Raw genomic sequence first — 16,045 nt, 5'->3', positions numbered from 1 at the left:
CTTCGAGAGAAAGGAGATGAAATCGAATGGGATTAACCATTTGTATAAATAGAAATAATTTATGCGGATAACACGCAGATAAGCAACCGTAACAGGTTGCTATCTGCATCCCATTAGCAACCATAAAAAAGAAAGAAAATGAAAAAAGATGCTTCAAAATTGATGACAGAAGAAAAATTCTGGACAATCATTGAAAATTCAAATCGTGGACGAAATTTGAAAGAGTGCCTTACTCCACTCTCCGAAGAGGAGTTGTTCGGATTCATATATTGGTGGAGGCACTTCTGTAATATATCTTATAGGCAAGACTTATGGGCAGTAGCCTATGTGGTACTTGGCGGCTGTAGTGATGATGGCTTTGATTATTTCCGATTTTGGCTGATTTCTCGTGGTCGTAAGATTTTCGAAAAAGCCTTAGAGGATGTTGACTCCCTTTGTGATGTGTTTTCTGAGCTTGAAGACCCAGAAGGCGATGATTATCCTGAACAAGAGTTGCTGGATTATGTCGCAATGGAGATTCTTAATGAACGAGCTGGGGAAGACGATTATTATTATGTCTTGGAAGAAAACTATTTATTGCCTTCATATACTCATGAAATTGAATTTGAATGGGACGAGGATGATGAAGAGTCTATCCGTAAAATTTGTCCACGAACTTTTGATAAATGGAAAGATAATGATGTGTTCTGAATGTGGTTGCTAACAAGCGGCTTAACCTCCCCTGAAAAGGTCGGTTAGCCACCGAACATTATGCGCCCAAGATATAATATTAAAAATAATAAGAACATGAAAGAAGAAAATTATCCAATTGGAGCTTTTGTAGCCTTTGTGCTATTATCACAAGATGAATGGGATGTTAAAAAACTCATCAACGACTGTAAGGCTGATTGGAACATAGAAATTCCATATGACGACAATGAAGAAGCGTTGGTAGCTGTTATGGGTGATATTACACTTGCGGTAGCCATTATGCATGGACCTGTTCCTAATCAAGAGGCAGAACATTATGCAGAAGCAAATTACCTGTGGAAAGATGCAGTAGAAGTGACTAAAAGTCACAAGGCACATCTCATGGTTTCTGTATTAGGAAAAGATGCCAATCTATTGGAACGAGGGAAACTATTTACAAAAGTCGTTTCTTCATGCCTTAAACAAGAAAGAGCTATTGCCGTCTATACCGATGGAGCCGTGTTCCATCCCCAGTTTTATTGTGATATTGCATCTGTCATGCAGCAAGATGATGAAGCACTGCCTATAATGGATTGGGTATGGTTTGGCATATATCGCACCGAAGAATGTGCAGGTATATATACCTACGGAATGAGAAAATTTGGTAAAGAAGAATTGGAGGTCTATGCTGCCAATGCCGACCCGAATGATGTCCGCGATTTTCTGCTTGATATAGTTACATATGTTTTAGACTGCGATGTAACTTTGAATGATGGCGAAACCATCGGGTTTTCAGAAGAACAAAAGCTCAGGATTACCCTTAGTGATGCGGTTGCATTGGATGGCAAGAGCTTGAAAATTGAATATCCACAAGATGACGGCGCATAACAAACGGCTAAATCGCCCTTGAAATGGCGATTATCCGTCAAACATTCAAGGCAAATTAAAACAACTAATATACAGCAACTTACAAACAAATAAACAAATGTAAAAAAATAACGGTAGTGAATGATTGATTTGATAGATTACATAGAAAGGTGTAGTTCCCGGAAAAGCACATATCGCTTGGCAGACTTTTTCAATCGCTGGTGGGACGAGTACGCACAGCACCCTGCGGAGTACATCACCCCCGAACAGTACAAGGCGGTGAACGCTATCCGTGTGTGCCGTACAGCCGCTTTGGGAATAGACACATACGCCTGCCCCGATTGCGGGGAGGTGCGGGAAATCAGTCATAGCTGCAAGAACCGTTTCTGCCCGTCATGCGGCTGGCGTGATACGCTGAAATGGGCGGCACGCATGAAAGAAAAGTTGCTGCGGGTGCCGCACCGCCATGTTGTGATGACCTTGCCGCATATCCTGCTGGACTTGGTGAAGCGCAACAAGAAAGAAATACTGAACATCCTGATGCGGACTTCGGCAGACACGCTGAAAGACTGGATGATGCACAAGTTCGGCTTGAAAACCGGGGTGATTGCCGTGTTGCACACCTATGGGGAAACAAAGCAGCTTCATGTACACACCCACATGATTATGTCGTGGGGCGGCATCGACAGCGAAGGTAAAATAGCCGTTCCTGAACATGATTACGTGCATATCCCCTCTATCCGCAGGGTGTTCCGCTACAAGTTTGAGAATGCGCTGATAGGACTGTTCGATGCGGGCAGGCTGGAACATGACTTTCACGACCGCATGGAGTTTATGGGCTTCATCAAAAGGGTGGCGAACAGAAAGGATTGGATTGTGCATCTGGAACCGCCCATACAGATGCCGGAGCAGGTGATACAGTATGTCGGCAGGTATTCCAAGCGGGCATGTTTGAGCGAATACAAGATTACGGCAATGGACGGCGAGAACATTTCATTCCGATACCGTGATTACAGGAACTCACCCGACAGGAGAAACCCGGTGGAAAAGGAACTGACGCTGCATTACCATGAGTTCTTTCCCCGGCTGCTGCAACACGTCCCCCTGCGCTATTTCCGTATCGTGAGGTATTACGGCTTCTACTCCAACAAAGGCAACCTGCCGGAAGAATACTTCGGACGGGATGAAAGCGAGACAGAGGAAGCCGGAGTGCAACAGGCAGAAAGTGAATACGAGAATCCTTATTTCTGCGAGCATTGCGGACGGATGAGAGTTTACAGCCACACTACGGTAACGAGTGGCGGCATCACATATACGGTTGTATTAGAACATTGCGACATACACCGGAAAAAATCGGCATGACAGCAATATGGGATAGCTATGCCCTGCCGTGAACAGAAACAGTAAAATCCCATAAAATAGAAGAAAGGAGAACAAAAAAAATGAATGAAATACGGATAAGAGCTGTAATAAAACGAACCGGGTGCAGGAATGAACTTCACACCCCTTTCTGCCGGAAACAGCAGTCAAAAATTGAAGTTCTATATAAATATGTAATAGTGCATGGTGGGTAAAACTGCCTTGAACAAAGAAATGAAGCACCTAAACGGTGCTTATTTCCGAACCATTATCCGCAATAGTAAAACAATTAAAAATTAAAAGATTATGGCAACAACAGAAGAAAGAGACATCTTTGCTAATGAGTATGTCCAAATTTACACAAATGGTTCTGGAAACATCGTTTTGCTCTTCCAAAATGAGGTTGAAAAAACATTGGCAATAGGAGAGCAAATGAATGAGATAAACGAAGAAGCATACATGAACGGTTACAACTGGGATGCTTTCTTCAACTACTATCTGGCAGAAAATGCACCGGATATTTTGGAAAGTATGGAAAGCGACCCTGAAGCTGGTTCTTACGCAGCTTATTTTGAGGACACCGCAGAAAACGAGCAAAAAGCAAAACGCTTTGCCGACATCATCATCTCTTTAATAGAAAACGAAGAAGATATATATAAAATTCTTCGAGAGAAAGGAGATGAAATCGAATGGGATTAACCATTTGTATAAATAGAAATAATTTATGCGGATAACACGCAGATAAGCAACCGTAACAGGTTGCTATCTGCATCCCATTAGCATCGAAGAATAAATTGAAATGTAATGAAAAAGATATTTAGTACAGCACCAGATGGCAATGATAATGCACAATTTGTAGGAGTAGAATATGTAAAATTTTCTATTTCTCAGATTGAAGATGTTTGTGATTGGATGAGGAAAAACGATGAAATCGCTCAACCATTATTAGCAAATATAGATTTGTTATTAACTATAACGAGAAAATATTCTGTAGATGCAAATCTATTAATCGAGAAAGACAAAGTAAAAGAATGGAGAAAAGTTTTCAACGATTGGTTTGAGCGTGTTGGTAATAAAATTCCTGCCAAATTCAGGGACGGTATAAAAGCCAATGGTGATGAACTATTTAAAGAGTTAGAACAATATGGGTACTAATGATTTTAGAAAGTATAATCTGGATGTAAAACTTAAAACAAATAAAAAATGAAAATATTTAGTACTGCACCCGATGGTAATGAAATGGCTGATATGGCAAATGCATGCTACTTTAATTTGGCTATAAAACAAATTGAAGAAAATGCAGAATGGTTAAAAACAGCCAACAAACCAACACAAGCTCTTTTAGCACACATTGAAATACTAATTATGCTTGCAAAAAGATTTCCAATCGATGCAAATTTGAGTATCAAAAAAGACAAAGTTCAAGAATGGAAAAAGACGTTTAATGACTGGTTTGAGCGTGTGGGAAATAAAATTCCTACCAAATTCAGGGACGGTATAAAAGCCAATGGTGATGAACTATTTAAAGAATTGGAACAATATGGACACTAAAGATTTTGAAATGAAAATTCAACCTTTCTTTTGGGTTGATCATGAATCGACAGCTTCAGTATGTCTGAATGTTGGAGAATACAAAGCTGAAATCTTCGAAGCAAGAGAGGACGAGGGCTTTGAGGGGAACGGCTATGACTGGGAGTCCTTAGCTCGTGTCTTTGTGGAAGAACAAGTACCAGAATTATTGGATAAAATTGATTTTGATTCTGAAGGTAGTATGTTTTGTGCCTACTCAAAAGATAAAGAGGCATTGAAAAGCTTTATTCTAAAATTCAAGGAAGCGTGTGAAAACCATGTATTGATTATGGATTTGTTTTCTCGTGCTGAACTTGATTAAGAAACGATGCTAACAAACACCTGTGCCGCCTAATGGCGGCAAGCTGCAAACCATTACCGATAATCATAAAAACAAATAAGATATGAACGAACGATATGCCAAATGTATTCCATTCGATAAGAATGTAAAAGGCAGGATTGGTGGTAATCCTCCTAAATGTATAGAAGAACAAATCCCCTGCGATTATAAGTTCTATGCAACATTAGTACATCCTGAAAAGGAGAATACTATGCTTTCTATCTTAATTCATCAAGACTATAATGCTCTTATAGACAATAATATATATCCTTCAATAGCAGTAAAAATAGTAGAGCATGAATTTTCTGAAATTGGTAATTGCGTAGAAAGACGAAACACTAATTTAAGAATGTGTTCTATTAGTGAATATTCAGAAAATAAGGATAGTGAGAATATGCTTGTAAAAATAGGTGGTACCCCTTCTCTGATTCAAGATGAAGAATACTATTATAAAGAATTAGAAGAACAGGGCTTTTCTTTTTTCTTGTCAATAGACGAGGATGGTTATAATGATGATGTTCTCATTGGCAGTTATCCTTTCGGATATGGAGCATTATACCTGTATAAGCATCATATAAACAATGAAATAATCGCAGGATTTTGGCAATGTTCGTAAAAAATCGGTAACAAGCACCTGTACCGCCTAACGGCGGCAAGCTGTCGGACATTATAAACCAGTAAAAAGTAAGAAAATATGATTGAAGCATTAAAAAAGATAGGATTCATCGTCACGGAACGATTGGAAAGAAAAGAACTAAGTCCTGATTTCCTTAACCGGTATTCAAATCTTCCTGCCGATTATCTGGAGTTCTTACAGCAATTTCAAGTCATTACGAATGAATGTGAAAACGTATGGTTTAATTCCATAGAGGACTTTAATGGGGATAGCAATAGCGAATTTCGTTGGAATGAATTTGAATTGATGGGACTTGAGACATTTGATGATGATGAAGAGGAAACTGAAATAATACGTTGCTTTTGGGACACTCATGTACCTATTGCTTTATCTGTAAAAGACGGATACCGATATTTGAGCATAGATTTATCATCAGAAAACTATGGTAAAATCTATTGCGGAGTTGAACCCGAATTTGAAGAATCGGCGGAATTGGTTTGTGATAGCTTCAATCAATTGTTGGAAATGTTGTCTTCTAATGAGAAAGAGGATATATTGACAAATTTCAAATAGGTTTATAACAAGCGGCTTAACTGCCCCGAAAAGGTCGGTTAGCCACCAACCATTAGCCACTTAAAAATAATAATAAAAATGACACATAACGAAGCCATAGAACTATTATTGAAAGAGTACGCTTCTTCTGACAAGAAGCGGCTTACAGAGCTATTCATACAAACCTTGCCAATAGGTCGGATTCATTTTGGACTTCAAGTTTTGTCGAAAATGAAAACATATTATGTTCATTCATATTCAATATACGACATTCCTAAAACAGGTGATTTTGACAAAGATGAAAAGTTATGGATAAAAGAAAAAAGGAAACCATTTTCAGAAAGAAAATACCTTACCTTTGAGAATATGACTGTAGAACAACAAAGGATAATTATGGAAGAACCTACAAGAAGCCCTTGTCATGTTTGTTCATCTTCCTTTGAGAAGGATATTGAAAAATATCCATTCAGTCCTAAATATGGAGTACATGAATCTGATGTTTTTCACATGGTACAATGCTTACAGCAAGAAAATAAGGAAAGTGTGAATTTCCCATATAATCTCAAACAACAGGAAGAAGGTCTGAATGTTCTTGAAGAAGTCTTTGCGACTATTTTATCAGTGCAGGAATCAGACGGAATTCGTGATGTGTACAAGTTGTTGAAGAAAAAAGAATTTTTCAAGCATTGGAAGAAAGAGGGTAAGCGTATTGATGTGGAATTTTATGCAGAATTGGCTTTACAACGAGTATTGGAAATAATGGGATATCTTAGCATTCTCCACACAGAAAAATATAGAGGCTCATTTTATGAGTTTAATGAGGGATGTCCTCCAAGCAGTAGCAGTCGTTCAGATTGGAATTACCCAGTGGATTTTTGGAGAGGAAAAAATGGCATTGATAAGATAGCTTTTAAGTATTGGTTTGGAGAGTATGATGAACTTGAAAAATACTGGAAATAATAAAGTGGCTAACAAGCGGCTGAACGCTCCTGTAAAGGCCGGTTAGTCGCCCAACATTAGTCATTAATAATATACACTAAAAATATAACAAATATGGGACTTGGATTCAACATTCGCACAAGGATCAGGAATATCGGAGCATTCAAGCGCACCGTGGAGAAACTGGCCGCTGAATCCGGCTATCATGCAGAGCATGACGAATCTGCAACGAGGGTAAGTTTTTGCAAATTAGGCGACCTGTTCCTGAACTATCAATATGAGGGAAAAGAAAACTCCGTGTGGTATTTCTGGTGGGATTAACCGATTCGTTTCACATTCAAAAGCATTTCAATATGAATCAAGTATTTCAACAAGACCTAAATACAAAGGAACTGCAGCCCGGAGGGCCTTTACTTATAAACCTTCTGTTCAAGGAACCGGTTGAATTGCCGGACACGCAGAGGGTGGCTGATGTATGCCGGAAGCATTTCGGCAATGTAGAATGCCGCGAAGGTGATGACAAGTCTGTCTTCATCACCGCCCTGGACCACATGGTGGAGTTTGAGGACGGGAAAGCACCCGTGCAGTTCCTGATGACTTCGTGCATGGACTTTGACGGAAAGACCGTGGACGACTTCACCCGGAGCCAGATGTGGGACTGCCAGGAGAGCCGTGACCGTATCCTTGAGGAATGCCGGTACAGTATGCTCGCTACGGACTTCCTTGCCCGTGGCCTGTCTTCTCTGGAACGTGCCAATCTGGAAATGGACTACCTTGAAGCGCTCGCCGAACTGTTCCCGTCCTGCGAAGCGTTCTTCTTCAGCGGCAGCGGGAAATTGTTCGAGGCGGAGGAAATCCGCGGCAATCAGATAGAAGGTCCTGACCGGTTCATCCGCTATGCCGTAAACGTCCGTTTCTTCACGATTCAGGGTTCCGACGACATGCTGGTCGATACACTCGGGATGAACACGCTGTTCCTGCCTGACCTGCAGTACCACTTCCGCGGACTTGATCCGAACTGGGTAGTGAATCATGCCTACAACGTAGCCTCCTATCTGCTTACAAGCGGCAATGAAATAGACTCGGGAGAAACCGTCGATGGAATCAAAGACGGTTATATGGACCGCAGCATCCAGTGGAAATGCCAATACGAAGACGCGCTGATACAGCCCAAGCGTCCCGTACTTGACATCAACACGGGAGAATATGCATCTGGAAATCGGAAATAACAGGAACCGACAGTTCGGGTGAAACGATAAAGGCATTGTTTTGCCTGATATCCATCTGATGAAATAAGAAACTCAACATGCAGATAGCGTTTCGAAAGAGGCGCTATCTGTAACTTATAACAATAAAAGTAAGAACAATGATAGAGTATATTGAAAAAGGCGACATATTCCGCATTGAGGGCGTGAGCAACTATGCGCACGGGTGCAACTGCGCCGGTGCGATGGGTAAAGGCATTGCATTGCAGTTCAGAGAAAGATACCCGGCCATGTATCTTGAATATAAGCAGCTGTGCAAGGAGCATAAGTTTTGTCCCGGCGATGTCTTTGATTATGATTATGGCCACGGGCATATTTATAATCTCGGCACTCAGGCAACATGGCGGACACGAGCCAAAATAGAGTACATTGAGAAGGCATTGAAGCAGATGCTTGAACTTGCCGATCATGATAATGTGACGGCCATAGCTCTACCGGCCATCGGTGCCGGGTTGGGCGGTTTGAGATGGGATGATGTCAAAGCTGTTTTGGATAAGGTTTCAAACGATTATCCCAAGATTGACTTGTATGTAGTTGAGACTTATCAAAGTGAATAACGGTAGATAACAAACGGATTAATCTCCTTTGAAAGATTGATTATCCGCTGAACATTAACCCAATAATACAGACAATGAACGAACAGATAGACAGACTTTCTGAAAGGATAGCCGAGAATCCCCGCTACGGCTATCTGATAGTGGGCGGCATCCTGCTGCTATGGCTCATCGGCGTGATATGCGGGTGGAAATGGACCTACGAGCCGAACCGGTGGGGATGGTATTGGGTGCGTGAGACCTTCGGCGAGAAGGCGTTGCGCATTTGCGTGGGCGCATTGCTGGTCATCGCCCTGGCAGGCGTGGCGTGCCTTTATTTTGCCACGGCGTAGGAAACGAAAAACGGAATGCCTTATGAGGAAACAAGAATATAAAGAGCAAGAGCGGCCACGGCGCTACTATTTCTTCGACTATTTGTTTTGGTTGGGAGAAATAACATGGTTGAATTATCACACATACGATATCAAACAACCCAACGGGAATGAAATGTTGGTGGTTTGTTCCATGTCCTTTATATTCATACCCATTCTGACTATCGTTGGCCATTTTCTTTATGATTATGACCGCTCTATCTTCGAATTCTTTTCACTCGTCCTTTTAATCGTCTGGATTGTTGCCATCATCATGAAAGACAGGCTGCTCGGCAAAATATACCCACCCTCCCGTCGGAAAGCGGTCATGCAGCATTATGAAGGACGCAAGTTCAGCCAAACCAGGTGTTACTTTTTCTTTTTTACCCTCATTCTTTTATTCATACCGGAACTGGTTTTGTTATCAACCGCACTGAAATGGATAAACGAAACTATCAAATGACAGACAGCCGGAACGTGTTTTGCCGCTTCTTCTACATATTAGTGATGCTGCATAAAATCATGCATAGCCATTTCACCGACTGGAACAACAAAAGGAAGCGCAAGGCGTTGGGGGCTGGGATATATGCCCTGACTATCCTCCCCGAATTGCTCCTGCTGAACGGCACTCTGTTCGCGGCGGCGGGACAAGACGGGTATGTGCATCTGGAATCCAACTGTCAGAAGGTCGTCTTTTACGGCGTGTCGGTGCTGGCTTTGCTGCTGATGGTCATCCCTTGGGGATTTCTGGATGACAAGAAAATCCGCAAGGAAGTCCGGCAGGAACTCCGTGAGCGTCCCCGCTACTGGAAACGGGCGATGTTGATTTACATTGCGGCTATCGTGGCGTTGGTGGTAGCGGTGAACATTGCGTTTCCCTACTTATAATACTAAGCCGGAGTCAGCGCTGAAGTTCCACAACGGTGGAAAGGTTCATTGAAATAAGCGGAAAACTTAAAGTGTTGAAACGGGTCACAAACAGCTTCCTAACTTCCAAAAGCCGAAATGAAGCATCAGGAAGACTCCAAGGAAGCATATTGAAAATTGAGCGTAAATGTACTATTTTTCCGGCTTTTACGGCAGGATTGCGAGGTGTTTTTTATAATTTTGTATGCAAATGAAAGGCAAGATACGAAAATACATACCGATTTTAATGTGGACGGCGCTGCTGCTTGCGGCAGGGTGCGGCGCTCCTCCCGTGCCGCCGTCCGACGAGGAGATGACACGGCACTTCCTCGCGCATGAAGCGGCGTTCGAGACGCTTCGGGAGGTCATCGCCCGCTGTCCCTACGGGATGTACTATCCGGCCTACGACACACAGGACACCGCCTGCCTGAAAGGAATCTCCACGGAAGACCGGCATAGGCTGGACTCGCTGCTGGCGGCAATCTCTTGTGAGCGGGTGTTCTACTACGGGAAGGAGGCGAAGAAAGAGGCGATAAAGAAGTCCGGTTGGGACGGGCAGGACACCACCTACACGAGCTTTTCCATTCCGTACTTCTCGCACGGCTACTCGATTGGCGGGACAAGCAAGGACTTCGTGTACGATCCGGGATTGAAAAGCCATCCCGACGGGCACGTCACGGAACACGGGGATTTGAACGAGATATACCGCAGGGCATACAACGACACCACGCTATACAAACGGATTAAGGGAGACTGGTACATTCAGTTGGAGCATGACAACTGACCGATAACTTAACTGACGTATATGGAGAAAGGACAACGGAAATACGGGCTGAAAACAAAGGGAAACATAATATTCCTGTGTGTCGCCATGATTCTGTGCGGCTGCGGCTGCGCACGGCATTACACGGTCTTCCAATACGACAACGGCGACGATTATTCCAGTGAGGGGCTGTACCGTATCGTGGACAGGAAAGGACGCATCGGCTATGCCGACAAAGAGGGAAAGACGGTCATCCGCCCCCGTTTTGCTTTCGGCTATCCCTTTGAGGGAGGCAGGGCAAAGGTAACGGATTCCGGCCAACGGAAAGAGGTGCCCGGTTCCGGCGGAGAGTACCATTATTGGGAAAGCGACGGATGGTATTATATCGACCGGAACGGGAACAAGCTGCCGGATTACCGGCTGCTGCAGAGCTTACGGTACACTTATACGGGTGATTCCATCATAATAACAGACGATGCAGATAAAGAGCAATGCGCAGGCATCCATGAAAACATGATACGGCCTGTCCTGGCAGAGCTGGCATCCTCCCTGAACGGATGCGGAGAAGCGGAGCGCATGGCCGACCGAGCTGGATACTGCGATGTCCGCCATTACCTCGAAGTGCCCGGAACGGATTCCCTGCAGGGAGGAAATATCTGGATAACGGTGGACATCCTGTCGTCCAATAACCCGGATTTCAATCGCTGCTTGAATGCCATTGGGAAAAAGGAGTACTACGCCTTGAAATGGGCGCCGGAATCCCCGGAACAATGCCTTGTGTTCACAGAGGAAAGGAAACTGGTCGTCGTGTGGTGCAGCCTGTTCCATGACGGAAAAGAGGCGGTGCAAAAGGTAAGGAAGATATTGGAGCCTTTAACCGTCGATTCTCCGAAGTATAAGAAACAAACAGAAGGACACTAAAACTTAGAGTATTCTATGTTCATATCCTAACATATTGCATGATTTAACGTGAGATTAACATTTGCAGTTTTATTCGTTCTTGTTTTCTCTGTGTAGAATTTATATGTGTTAGGGTCATAAAACGTTTTCTTCTTGACCAATGTCACGATAATTCGAATAAGTTTGTTCTTTACGTTGTTCAATGCGACCTGCGGTTTCTTTCCTCTTTTTATCAGGCGTTGGTAATATTCTTTGATTTCCGGGTTGAAGATTTTGGCGATGTGAGCCGCCTGCCCCAGTAGGGACTTGATAAGCTTGTTGGCGAAATGGCTCGTCCTTGCCGGCACGTCCACGCTGGTGCCGGACTGTTTCCCGAACGGTGCGACGCCATAGTAGCAGGCTATCTTCCGGGCATCATAGCCGAACTTCTTGAAGTTATTCGTGTAGATAATGATGCAAGCCGCATTCTGCCTTGCCACACCTTTTATGGAGGTGATGATGGCGTAATTCTCCTGTAGTTCCTTATCCGACTCAATGATAGAATCTATCATCCTGTCACATTCGGCGATGGCCTTGTTTATCTCAGCTGCAATGTGCTTGCTTTTCCGTTTGATGAAAGACATGGCCTTGTCCGCACCTATGGCTTGCTTGTCCTCCATACGCACCTCTATCGCGACCTTCTGTTGCACGAGTTTGTGCCTGTAAAGGAACACCTCCCTCAATTGGAAGAGGGATTCGCTCATGGGTTCAAACAGGACGGCCTTGTCCTGGTGCCTCCAGGCGTATTCCGCAATGACGGCGGAGTCCGCCTTGTCGCTTTTGACACGTTGTATTCCGCTACTGTGCTTGATGGCATAAGCGTTGGCTATCCAGATGTCATGTCCCTTGCCGTACAACCATTTGCTCAACCCGATGCTGCACGATCCGGTGTCTTCCCCGCAGAACAACCATTCGTCTTGCCTTGTTTGCCATGAGTTTGTCTTCACCCATTTGACGAAATTCCTGTAACCTTTCGGCCCATTGGGGAAGGAGCCGTGTTCTCTTGTGCCTATTTCCTGTATTCCGCACGCCAGGATAACGGTTGCGTCGAACTTTTCCTTCGAAAAGTCAATGCCAATGAATAACTTTTTCATATTTTTGTTCCTCCATCTTTAAAACTGATAAAGCTGTGTTTGACTCTAAACTCTAAATAGGCTCGTGGCCATTAATATTCTATCGGAGCTTTGCAGCTTGGCGGGGAGGAGCCGTAACGTGGAATAGTCTCTCGGGACTCGCTTCTTTCTGGTATCTCCTCCCTGCCTATCAGTCTTTATCTTCATACAACAAAGATAATCGACTGACATCGCATTTATAAGTTCTCGGTATAAATTTATCCGCTACGCTTAGCTTTATTAAGATAAATTCCCCACTCGCTTATCTTGCTGCTGCAAACTTAGAGCTTCTTCATTTAAGGAGGATTAATTGACAAAGGCATGGCTAAATTACAGGCAGCGATAGCAATGACATTGGACGGTTCCATTCCTACGGAAAGCGAACCGTTGATGGAGTGGATACAGTCGGACAGGGACGGCTTCCCGTACTGGCGGAAGCGCGGTACCAGACTCCTGTTTCCCGGTTATCCGCTGGTCAGTCTTATCTGCGAGAAAGACATTGCCGGGCCTTCCACGGTTTTCCATGCGGAAATATACGATGAAAAGAGCGTGGAATTTCTGCGGGGGCTGTCACTTTACAGCCTTGTCGATGAACTTGTAATCTTTCTTATCCCCTCGGTCAGTACCTTCCCTTTGTCCGTCTCCGCTCACCTCCCGTCAGGCAACTGGCGGCTCGTCAGATCCAAGACCTTCCGGAACGGCGTGTGCCGTCTGCATTATTGCAGGACGTTGCAATAGACCGTTGCAGGACATTGCAAATGCAATATGCCCGTCAGCCCTCTTCCTGGAAGGCTGATTTTTTATTTCTATGATATTCAGCGTTTTGCCTGTTTTCGGAAGAATAATCTGCCGCGTTGGTCTGTGATTTGGCCTTTATCATAATGAAACCTGTTGCGCAACAGTGTGAGAAACGAAGTATTCACGCACTAAAACAGAATTCAGTATGATACAGATAGACCGGGAGACATTCCAGATGATGCTCCACCAGATTATGGAACGCTTTGACAAGATAGAGGACAGGCTGAACCGCATGAACCGGCAGACGGCCGCCCTTGAAGGTGACAAGCTGCTCGACAACCAGGACATGTGCGAACTGCTCGGCGTGACCAAGCGCACCCTTGCGCGTTACCGCCAGAAGAAGCTCGTGACCTACTACATGATTGACGGACGCACCTATTACAAGGCTTCCGAAGTTCAGGAGTTCCTGAACCGGAAAGGGAAGGCGCTGCCCGCAAGGATCAGGAAAGAACTGGGTATTCAATCTTAATCAGAAGACGTATGGAAATAATATGTATAGACAAAAAGACTTTTGACGAGTTCCGGATCCGTTTCTGCGAACTTGAAAGCCGGCTTGCCCGGTTGTGCCGTTCAGGCAAGGACATGGGTTTGAAGAACTGGATGGACAACCAGGATGTATGCGACGTGCTTCACATATCGAAGAAGACATTGCAGGTGTACCGTGACAAGGGGCTTCTGCCTTTCACACGCATCAAGCACAAGATGTTCTACAAGCCTGAAGATGTGCAGAACCTGTTGGAATCAAGTTATCACCCCTTAAAAAGAAAGCCATGAGTTACCATTTCATAGAGAGGAAAGACCCTCACGTTGAAGTCCTTTTCCAGGGACTGGAGAATTTGGAAAGAATGTTGTCCAATATGGAAAAGACTCCCAAGCCGATGTTCAAGGGAGAACGTTTCCTGACGGACGAGGAACTGTCCGGCATACTCCGGATAAGCCGGCGGACCCTGCAGGAGTACCGCACGCTCGGTGTCATCCCTTATTACCTCCTTCAAGGAAAGGTGCTCTACAAGGAATCCGACATCCAGAAGATGCTGGAAGATGCCTACAAGAGATGCCGGGAAGAACAGAGGTGGGTATAGCATAAGACAGGAAAATGGAGAAACAGGCCGGGCTGCCGCTTCTCCATTTTTTTTCATCATCCGGCACGTTGCCGCCGTTTCCGCCTTTTCCCATCAAACTCTTCCTCATAAAGGAATGTTTCCCGGTTGAAGGAAGAGTCCTTCAGTTTTTTCATGTCCTCCTCCACCTTTTTGTCGGTGACTTTCGCATAAATCTGCGTGGTCTCGATGCGCAGGTGTCCCATCATGCGGGCCACCGTCTCAATCGGGACACCCAATGAGAGCGTGATATGGGTACCGAAATTATGCCGGGCCTGGTGGAAGGTAAGCGGAAAGCCGTATGCTTTTCCCAGCTCCGTAACAAGTGTGAGGAAATACTTGCGGCAATAAAGGTTGAACACCTTGTCGCTGTTTCTTTGGTCTTTGTACTTCTCGATTATTTTCATCGGGATGTCCAGCAGCCGGACGGAAGACGGTGTGTCCGTCTTCTGTCTCCGATAGTGTATCCACCAAGTTCCGTCATCAGCCTGCGTGATGTCGTCCGTCTTCAGCCTTTTCAGGTCGGCAAACGCCAGTCCGGTGAATGTCGAGAAGATGAACATGTCCCTGACGAACTGAAGCTGAGGTTTCTCCACCGGAGTTTCCATCAGCTTTTTCAGGTCCTCCAGTTTCATGTGGCGGCTTTTGCGCCGGGGAAGTTCCGGGTGCAGTCGGCAATAGGGGTCCCTGCGGAGCGTTCCCTGGCTCACGGCCCGCATGGTCATCTTCTTCAGCCTGTACAGATGTTCATGTACCGTCTTGGGGCTCATGTCGCGGTCTGTGCGTAGAAAGACCTCAAAATCATCATAGAAAACACGGTCAAGACTGCGCAATGTCACATCTTCTACACCTTTTTTCTCATGCACGAAGGCGGACAGGTGCTTGTATGACCGCATATAAGAATCGTAGGTCTCCTTGATTCGGTCAACTCCTATCCGTTTCCTGTATTCCTCGTTGTGTTCCCGGAAAAGGGCGAGCAGGGTAAGCGGCTTCTGCCCGATGCCCTTCACCGCATTCTTTACCAGTTCCGCCGTGATGAAGCCGAGGCTGTCCTTTATCCGCCTGTAATGTCCCTCAATTTCGGCGGTCAGGTCGTCTATGGCCCGATTCACGGTCACGGCGTTTGCGCTGCGGCCGTCGGCGCGTCCCTTTCCCGGGTTCCAGATGGCCGGATTGACTGATACCTTCGTGCCGATCTGCTCCCATTCGGCATCTATGCTGACCTTGCACAGCAGCTGGCAGGTCCCGTCCTTGCGGACTTTCGTACGGTTGATATAGAACAGTACCGCAAAGGTGCTGCGGTGTTTGATGTCGTTGTTCTCTGTATTCTTTTTCATATTACCAGTG

24 protein-coding genes are annotated in these 16,045 nt (G+C 44.8%); 22 read left to right on the top strand and 2 right to left on the bottom strand.

The annotated features are described in order from the left end of the window. Positions 1-138 precede the first annotated feature (138 nt). The 18 genes from B5F34_RS13315 (at position 139) to B5F34_RS13230 (ending at position 11,670) form a co-directional block, all read left to right on the top strand. Positions 139-690 carry a DUF4240 domain-containing protein gene (locus B5F34_RS13315; protein WP_087339940.1) on the top strand — a complete coding sequence of 184 codons (552 nt, stop codon included), beginning with the start codon at positions 139-141 and terminating at the stop codon, positions 688-690. 96 nt (positions 691-786) lie between these two features. Further along, positions 787-1,557 carry a DUF4261 domain-containing protein gene (locus B5F34_RS13310; protein ID WP_087339937.1) on the top strand — a complete coding sequence of 257 codons (771 nt, stop codon included), beginning with the start codon at positions 787-789 and terminating at the stop codon, positions 1,555-1,557. Positions 1,558-1,677: 120 nt separating this feature from the next. After that, positions 1,678-2,898 (top strand): transposase, encoded by a 1,221-nt coding sequence (locus B5F34_RS13305; RefSeq protein ID WP_087339935.1) that lies wholly within the window; start codon positions 1,678-1,680, stop codon positions 2,896-2,898. A gap of 303 nt (positions 2,899-3,201) precedes the next feature. Then, entirely contained in the window at positions 3,202-3,594 is a 393-nt protein-coding gene (locus tag B5F34_RS13300; protein WP_087339932.1) for an Imm51 family immunity protein, read from the top strand. A gap of 105 nt (positions 3,595-3,699) precedes the next feature. Next, positions 3,700-4,050, top strand: coding sequence for a hypothetical protein (locus B5F34_RS13295; protein WP_087339929.1), 351 nt, complete (start codon positions 3,700-3,702; stop codon positions 4,048-4,050). A gap of 48 nt (positions 4,051-4,098) precedes the next feature. After that, the gene (locus tag B5F34_RS13290; protein WP_087339926.1) at positions 4,099-4,446 is read left to right on the top strand and encodes a hypothetical protein; all 348 of its coding nucleotides are present in this window, start codon (positions 4,099-4,101) and stop codon (positions 4,444-4,446) included. Further along, on the top strand, positions 4,436-4,786 hold the full coding sequence (locus B5F34_RS13285) for an immunity 51 family protein (protein ID WP_087339923.1): 351 nt from the start codon (positions 4,436-4,438) through the stop codon (positions 4,784-4,786). Before B5F34_RS13290 ends, B5F34_RS13285 begins: the two co-directional genes overlap by 11 nt. An 82-nt stretch (positions 4,787-4,868) precedes the next feature. Next, positions 4,869-5,420 carry a hypothetical protein gene (locus B5F34_RS13280; protein ID WP_087339921.1) on the top strand — a complete coding sequence of 184 codons (552 nt, stop codon included), beginning with the start codon at positions 4,869-4,871 and terminating at the stop codon, positions 5,418-5,420. A gap of 78 nt (positions 5,421-5,498) precedes the next feature. Beyond that, positions 5,499-5,993, top strand: coding sequence for an SMI1/KNR4 family protein (locus B5F34_RS13275; protein ID WP_087339918.1), 495 nt, complete (start codon positions 5,499-5,501; stop codon positions 5,991-5,993). Positions 5,994-6,071: 78 nt separating this feature from the next. Further along, positions 6,072-6,932: a hypothetical protein gene (locus B5F34_RS13270; RefSeq protein ID WP_087339915.1), complete on the top strand. Its 861-nt coding sequence runs from the start codon at positions 6,072-6,074 to the stop codon at positions 6,930-6,932. A gap of 93 nt (positions 6,933-7,025) precedes the next feature. Next, positions 7,026-7,232 (top strand): hypothetical protein, encoded by a 207-nt coding sequence (locus B5F34_RS13265; protein ID WP_087339913.1) that lies wholly within the window; start codon positions 7,026-7,028, stop codon positions 7,230-7,232. Positions 7,233-7,264: 32 nt separating this feature from the next. Next, a complete protein-coding gene (locus tag B5F34_RS13260; RefSeq protein ID WP_087339911.1) occupies positions 7,265-8,140 on the top strand; it encodes a DUF4261 domain-containing protein in 876 nt (291 codons plus the stop codon). Between the two features lie 137 nt (positions 8,141-8,277). After that, positions 8,278-8,733 (top strand): macro domain-containing protein, encoded by a 456-nt coding sequence (locus B5F34_RS13255; RefSeq protein ID WP_087339908.1) that lies wholly within the window; start codon positions 8,278-8,280, stop codon positions 8,731-8,733. Between the two features lie 74 nt (positions 8,734-8,807). Then, positions 8,808-9,062, top strand: a complete 255-nt coding sequence (locus B5F34_RS13250) for an immunity 17 family protein (RefSeq protein WP_087339905.1) — start codon at positions 8,808-8,810, stop codon at positions 9,060-9,062. Between the two features lie 22 nt (positions 9,063-9,084). After that, positions 9,085-9,543 (top strand): hypothetical protein, encoded by a 459-nt coding sequence (locus B5F34_RS13245; protein WP_087339902.1) that lies wholly within the window; start codon positions 9,085-9,087, stop codon positions 9,541-9,543. Further along, on the top strand, positions 9,519-9,968 hold the full coding sequence (locus tag B5F34_RS13240; protein ID WP_239448958.1) for a hypothetical protein: 450 nt from the start codon (positions 9,519-9,521) through the stop codon (positions 9,966-9,968). Before B5F34_RS13245 ends, B5F34_RS13240 begins: the two co-directional genes overlap by 25 nt. Before the next feature lie 265 nt (positions 9,969-10,233). After that, positions 10,234-10,770 (top strand): DUF4948 family protein, encoded by a 537-nt coding sequence (locus B5F34_RS13235; RefSeq protein WP_239448961.1) that lies wholly within the window; start codon positions 10,234-10,236, stop codon positions 10,768-10,770. Between the two features lie 21 nt (positions 10,771-10,791). Beyond that, positions 10,792-11,670 carry a WG repeat-containing protein gene (locus B5F34_RS13230; RefSeq protein WP_083380899.1) on the top strand — a complete coding sequence of 293 codons (879 nt, stop codon included), beginning with the start codon at positions 10,792-10,794 and terminating at the stop codon, positions 11,668-11,670. A gap of 26 nt (positions 11,671-11,696) precedes the next feature. Here B5F34_RS13230 and B5F34_RS13225 read toward each other — a convergent pair whose 3' ends face one another. Then, the gene (locus tag B5F34_RS13225; RefSeq protein WP_087339899.1) at positions 11,697-12,782 is read right to left on the bottom strand and encodes an IS110 family transposase; all 1,086 of its coding nucleotides are present in this window, start codon (positions 12,780-12,782) and stop codon (positions 11,697-11,699) included. Between the two features lie 339 nt (positions 12,783-13,121). On the opposite strand from B5F34_RS13225, the gene B5F34_RS13220 reads away from it, so the two are divergent. From B5F34_RS13220 to B5F34_RS13205, 4 genes are all read left to right on the top strand, one after another. Further along, positions 13,122-13,538 (top strand): hypothetical protein, encoded by a 417-nt coding sequence (locus tag B5F34_RS13220; protein ID WP_087339896.1) that lies wholly within the window; start codon positions 13,122-13,124, stop codon positions 13,536-13,538. A 205-nt stretch (positions 13,539-13,743) separates the two neighbouring features. Further along, a complete protein-coding gene (locus B5F34_RS13215; protein WP_087339894.1) occupies positions 13,744-14,067 on the top strand; it encodes a helix-turn-helix domain-containing protein in 324 nt (107 codons plus the stop codon). Between the two features lie 11 nt (positions 14,068-14,078). After that, the gene (locus B5F34_RS13210) at positions 14,079-14,372 is read left to right on the top strand and encodes a helix-turn-helix domain-containing protein (RefSeq protein WP_087339891.1); all 294 of its coding nucleotides are present in this window, start codon (positions 14,079-14,081) and stop codon (positions 14,370-14,372) included. Then, positions 14,369-14,680 carry a helix-turn-helix domain-containing protein gene (locus B5F34_RS13205; RefSeq protein ID WP_087339889.1) on the top strand — a complete coding sequence of 104 codons (312 nt, stop codon included), beginning with the start codon at positions 14,369-14,371 and terminating at the stop codon, positions 14,678-14,680. The genes B5F34_RS13210 and B5F34_RS13205 overlap by 4 nt, the downstream gene beginning before the upstream one ends. Before the next feature lie 56 nt (positions 14,681-14,736). Here B5F34_RS13205 and B5F34_RS13200 read toward each other — a convergent pair whose 3' ends face one another. Next, positions 14,737-16,035, bottom strand: a complete 1,299-nt coding sequence (locus B5F34_RS13200) for a site-specific integrase (RefSeq protein ID WP_087339886.1) — start codon at positions 16,033-16,035, stop codon at positions 14,737-14,739. Between the last annotated feature and the right edge of the window lie 10 nt (positions 16,036-16,045).

It is taken from the genome of Mediterranea sp. An20 (genome assembly GCF_002160055.1).
In the GTDB taxonomy this organism is placed as follows: domain Bacteria; phylum Bacteroidota; class Bacteroidia; order Bacteroidales; family Bacteroidaceae; genus Bacteroides; species Bacteroides avicola.
Note: the sequence above shows the minus strand (reverse complement) of the source record. Positions and strands in the feature narration are given on the sequence as shown.

Excerpts from the sequence above, each read along its gene's own strand:
- B5F34_RS13265 (WP_087339913.1), top strand. The coding sequence starts at position 7,026 with ATGGGACTTGGATTCAACATTCGCACAAGGATCAGGAATATCGGAGCA.
- B5F34_RS13230 (WP_083380899.1), top strand. The coding sequence starts at position 10,792 with ATGGAGAAAGGACAACGGAAATACGGGCTGAAAACAAAGGGAAACATA.
- B5F34_RS13220 (WP_087339896.1), top strand. The coding sequence starts at position 13,122 with ATGGCTAAATTACAGGCAGCGATAGCAATGACATTGGACGGTTCCATT.
- B5F34_RS13260 (WP_087339911.1), top strand. The coding sequence starts at position 7,265 with ATGAATCAAGTATTTCAACAAGACCTAAATACAAAGGAACTGCAGCCC.
- B5F34_RS13210 (WP_087339891.1), top strand. The coding sequence starts at position 14,079 with ATGGAAATAATATGTATAGACAAAAAGACTTTTGACGAGTTCCGGATC.
- B5F34_RS13240 (WP_239448958.1), top strand. The coding sequence starts at position 9,519 with ATGGATAAACGAAACTATCAAATGACAGACAGCCGGAACGTGTTTTGC.
- B5F34_RS13300 (WP_087339932.1), top strand. The coding sequence starts at position 3,202 with ATGGCAACAACAGAAGAAAGAGACATCTTTGCTAATGAGTATGTCCAA.
- B5F34_RS13250 (WP_087339905.1), top strand. The coding sequence starts at position 8,808 with ATGAACGAACAGATAGACAGACTTTCTGAAAGGATAGCCGAGAATCCC.
- B5F34_RS13285 (WP_087339923.1), top strand. The coding sequence starts at position 4,436 with ATGGACACTAAAGATTTTGAAATGAAAATTCAACCTTTCTTTTGGGTT.
- B5F34_RS13310 (WP_087339937.1), top strand. The coding sequence starts at position 787 with ATGAAAGAAGAAAATTATCCAATTGGAGCTTTTGTAGCCTTTGTGCTA.
- B5F34_RS13295 (WP_087339929.1), top strand. The coding sequence starts at position 3,700 with ATGAAAAAGATATTTAGTACAGCACCAGATGGCAATGATAATGCACAA.
- B5F34_RS13205 (WP_087339889.1), top strand. The coding sequence starts at position 14,369 with ATGAGTTACCATTTCATAGAGAGGAAAGACCCTCACGTTGAAGTCCTT.
- B5F34_RS13280 (WP_087339921.1), top strand. The coding sequence starts at position 4,869 with ATGAACGAACGATATGCCAAATGTATTCCATTCGATAAGAATGTAAAA.
- B5F34_RS13255 (WP_087339908.1), top strand. The coding sequence starts at position 8,278 with ATGATAGAGTATATTGAAAAAGGCGACATATTCCGCATTGAGGGCGTG.
- B5F34_RS13245 (WP_087339902.1), top strand. The coding sequence starts at position 9,085 with ATGAGGAAACAAGAATATAAAGAGCAAGAGCGGCCACGGCGCTACTAT.
- B5F34_RS13235 (WP_239448961.1), top strand. The coding sequence starts at position 10,234 with ATGTGGACGGCGCTGCTGCTTGCGGCAGGGTGCGGCGCTCCTCCCGTG.
- B5F34_RS13290 (WP_087339926.1), top strand. The coding sequence starts at position 4,099 with ATGAAAATATTTAGTACTGCACCCGATGGTAATGAAATGGCTGATATG.
- B5F34_RS13305 (WP_087339935.1), top strand. The coding sequence starts at position 1,678 with ATGATTGATTTGATAGATTACATAGAAAGGTGTAGTTCCCGGAAAAGC.
- B5F34_RS13270 (WP_087339915.1), top strand. The coding sequence starts at position 6,072 with ATGACACATAACGAAGCCATAGAACTATTATTGAAAGAGTACGCTTCT.
- B5F34_RS13225 (WP_087339899.1), bottom strand. The coding sequence starts at position 12,782 with ATGAAAAAGTTATTCATTGGCATTGACTTTTCGAAGGAAAAGTTCGAC.
- B5F34_RS13200 (WP_087339886.1), bottom strand. The coding sequence starts at position 16,035 with ATGAAAAAGAATACAGAGAACAACGACATCAAACACCGCAGCACCTTT.
- B5F34_RS13275 (WP_087339918.1), top strand. The coding sequence starts at position 5,499 with ATGATTGAAGCATTAAAAAAGATAGGATTCATCGTCACGGAACGATTG.
- B5F34_RS13215 (WP_087339894.1), top strand. The coding sequence starts at position 13,744 with ATGATACAGATAGACCGGGAGACATTCCAGATGATGCTCCACCAGATT.
- B5F34_RS13315 (WP_087339940.1), top strand. The coding sequence starts at position 139 with ATGAAAAAAGATGCTTCAAAATTGATGACAGAAGAAAAATTCTGGACA.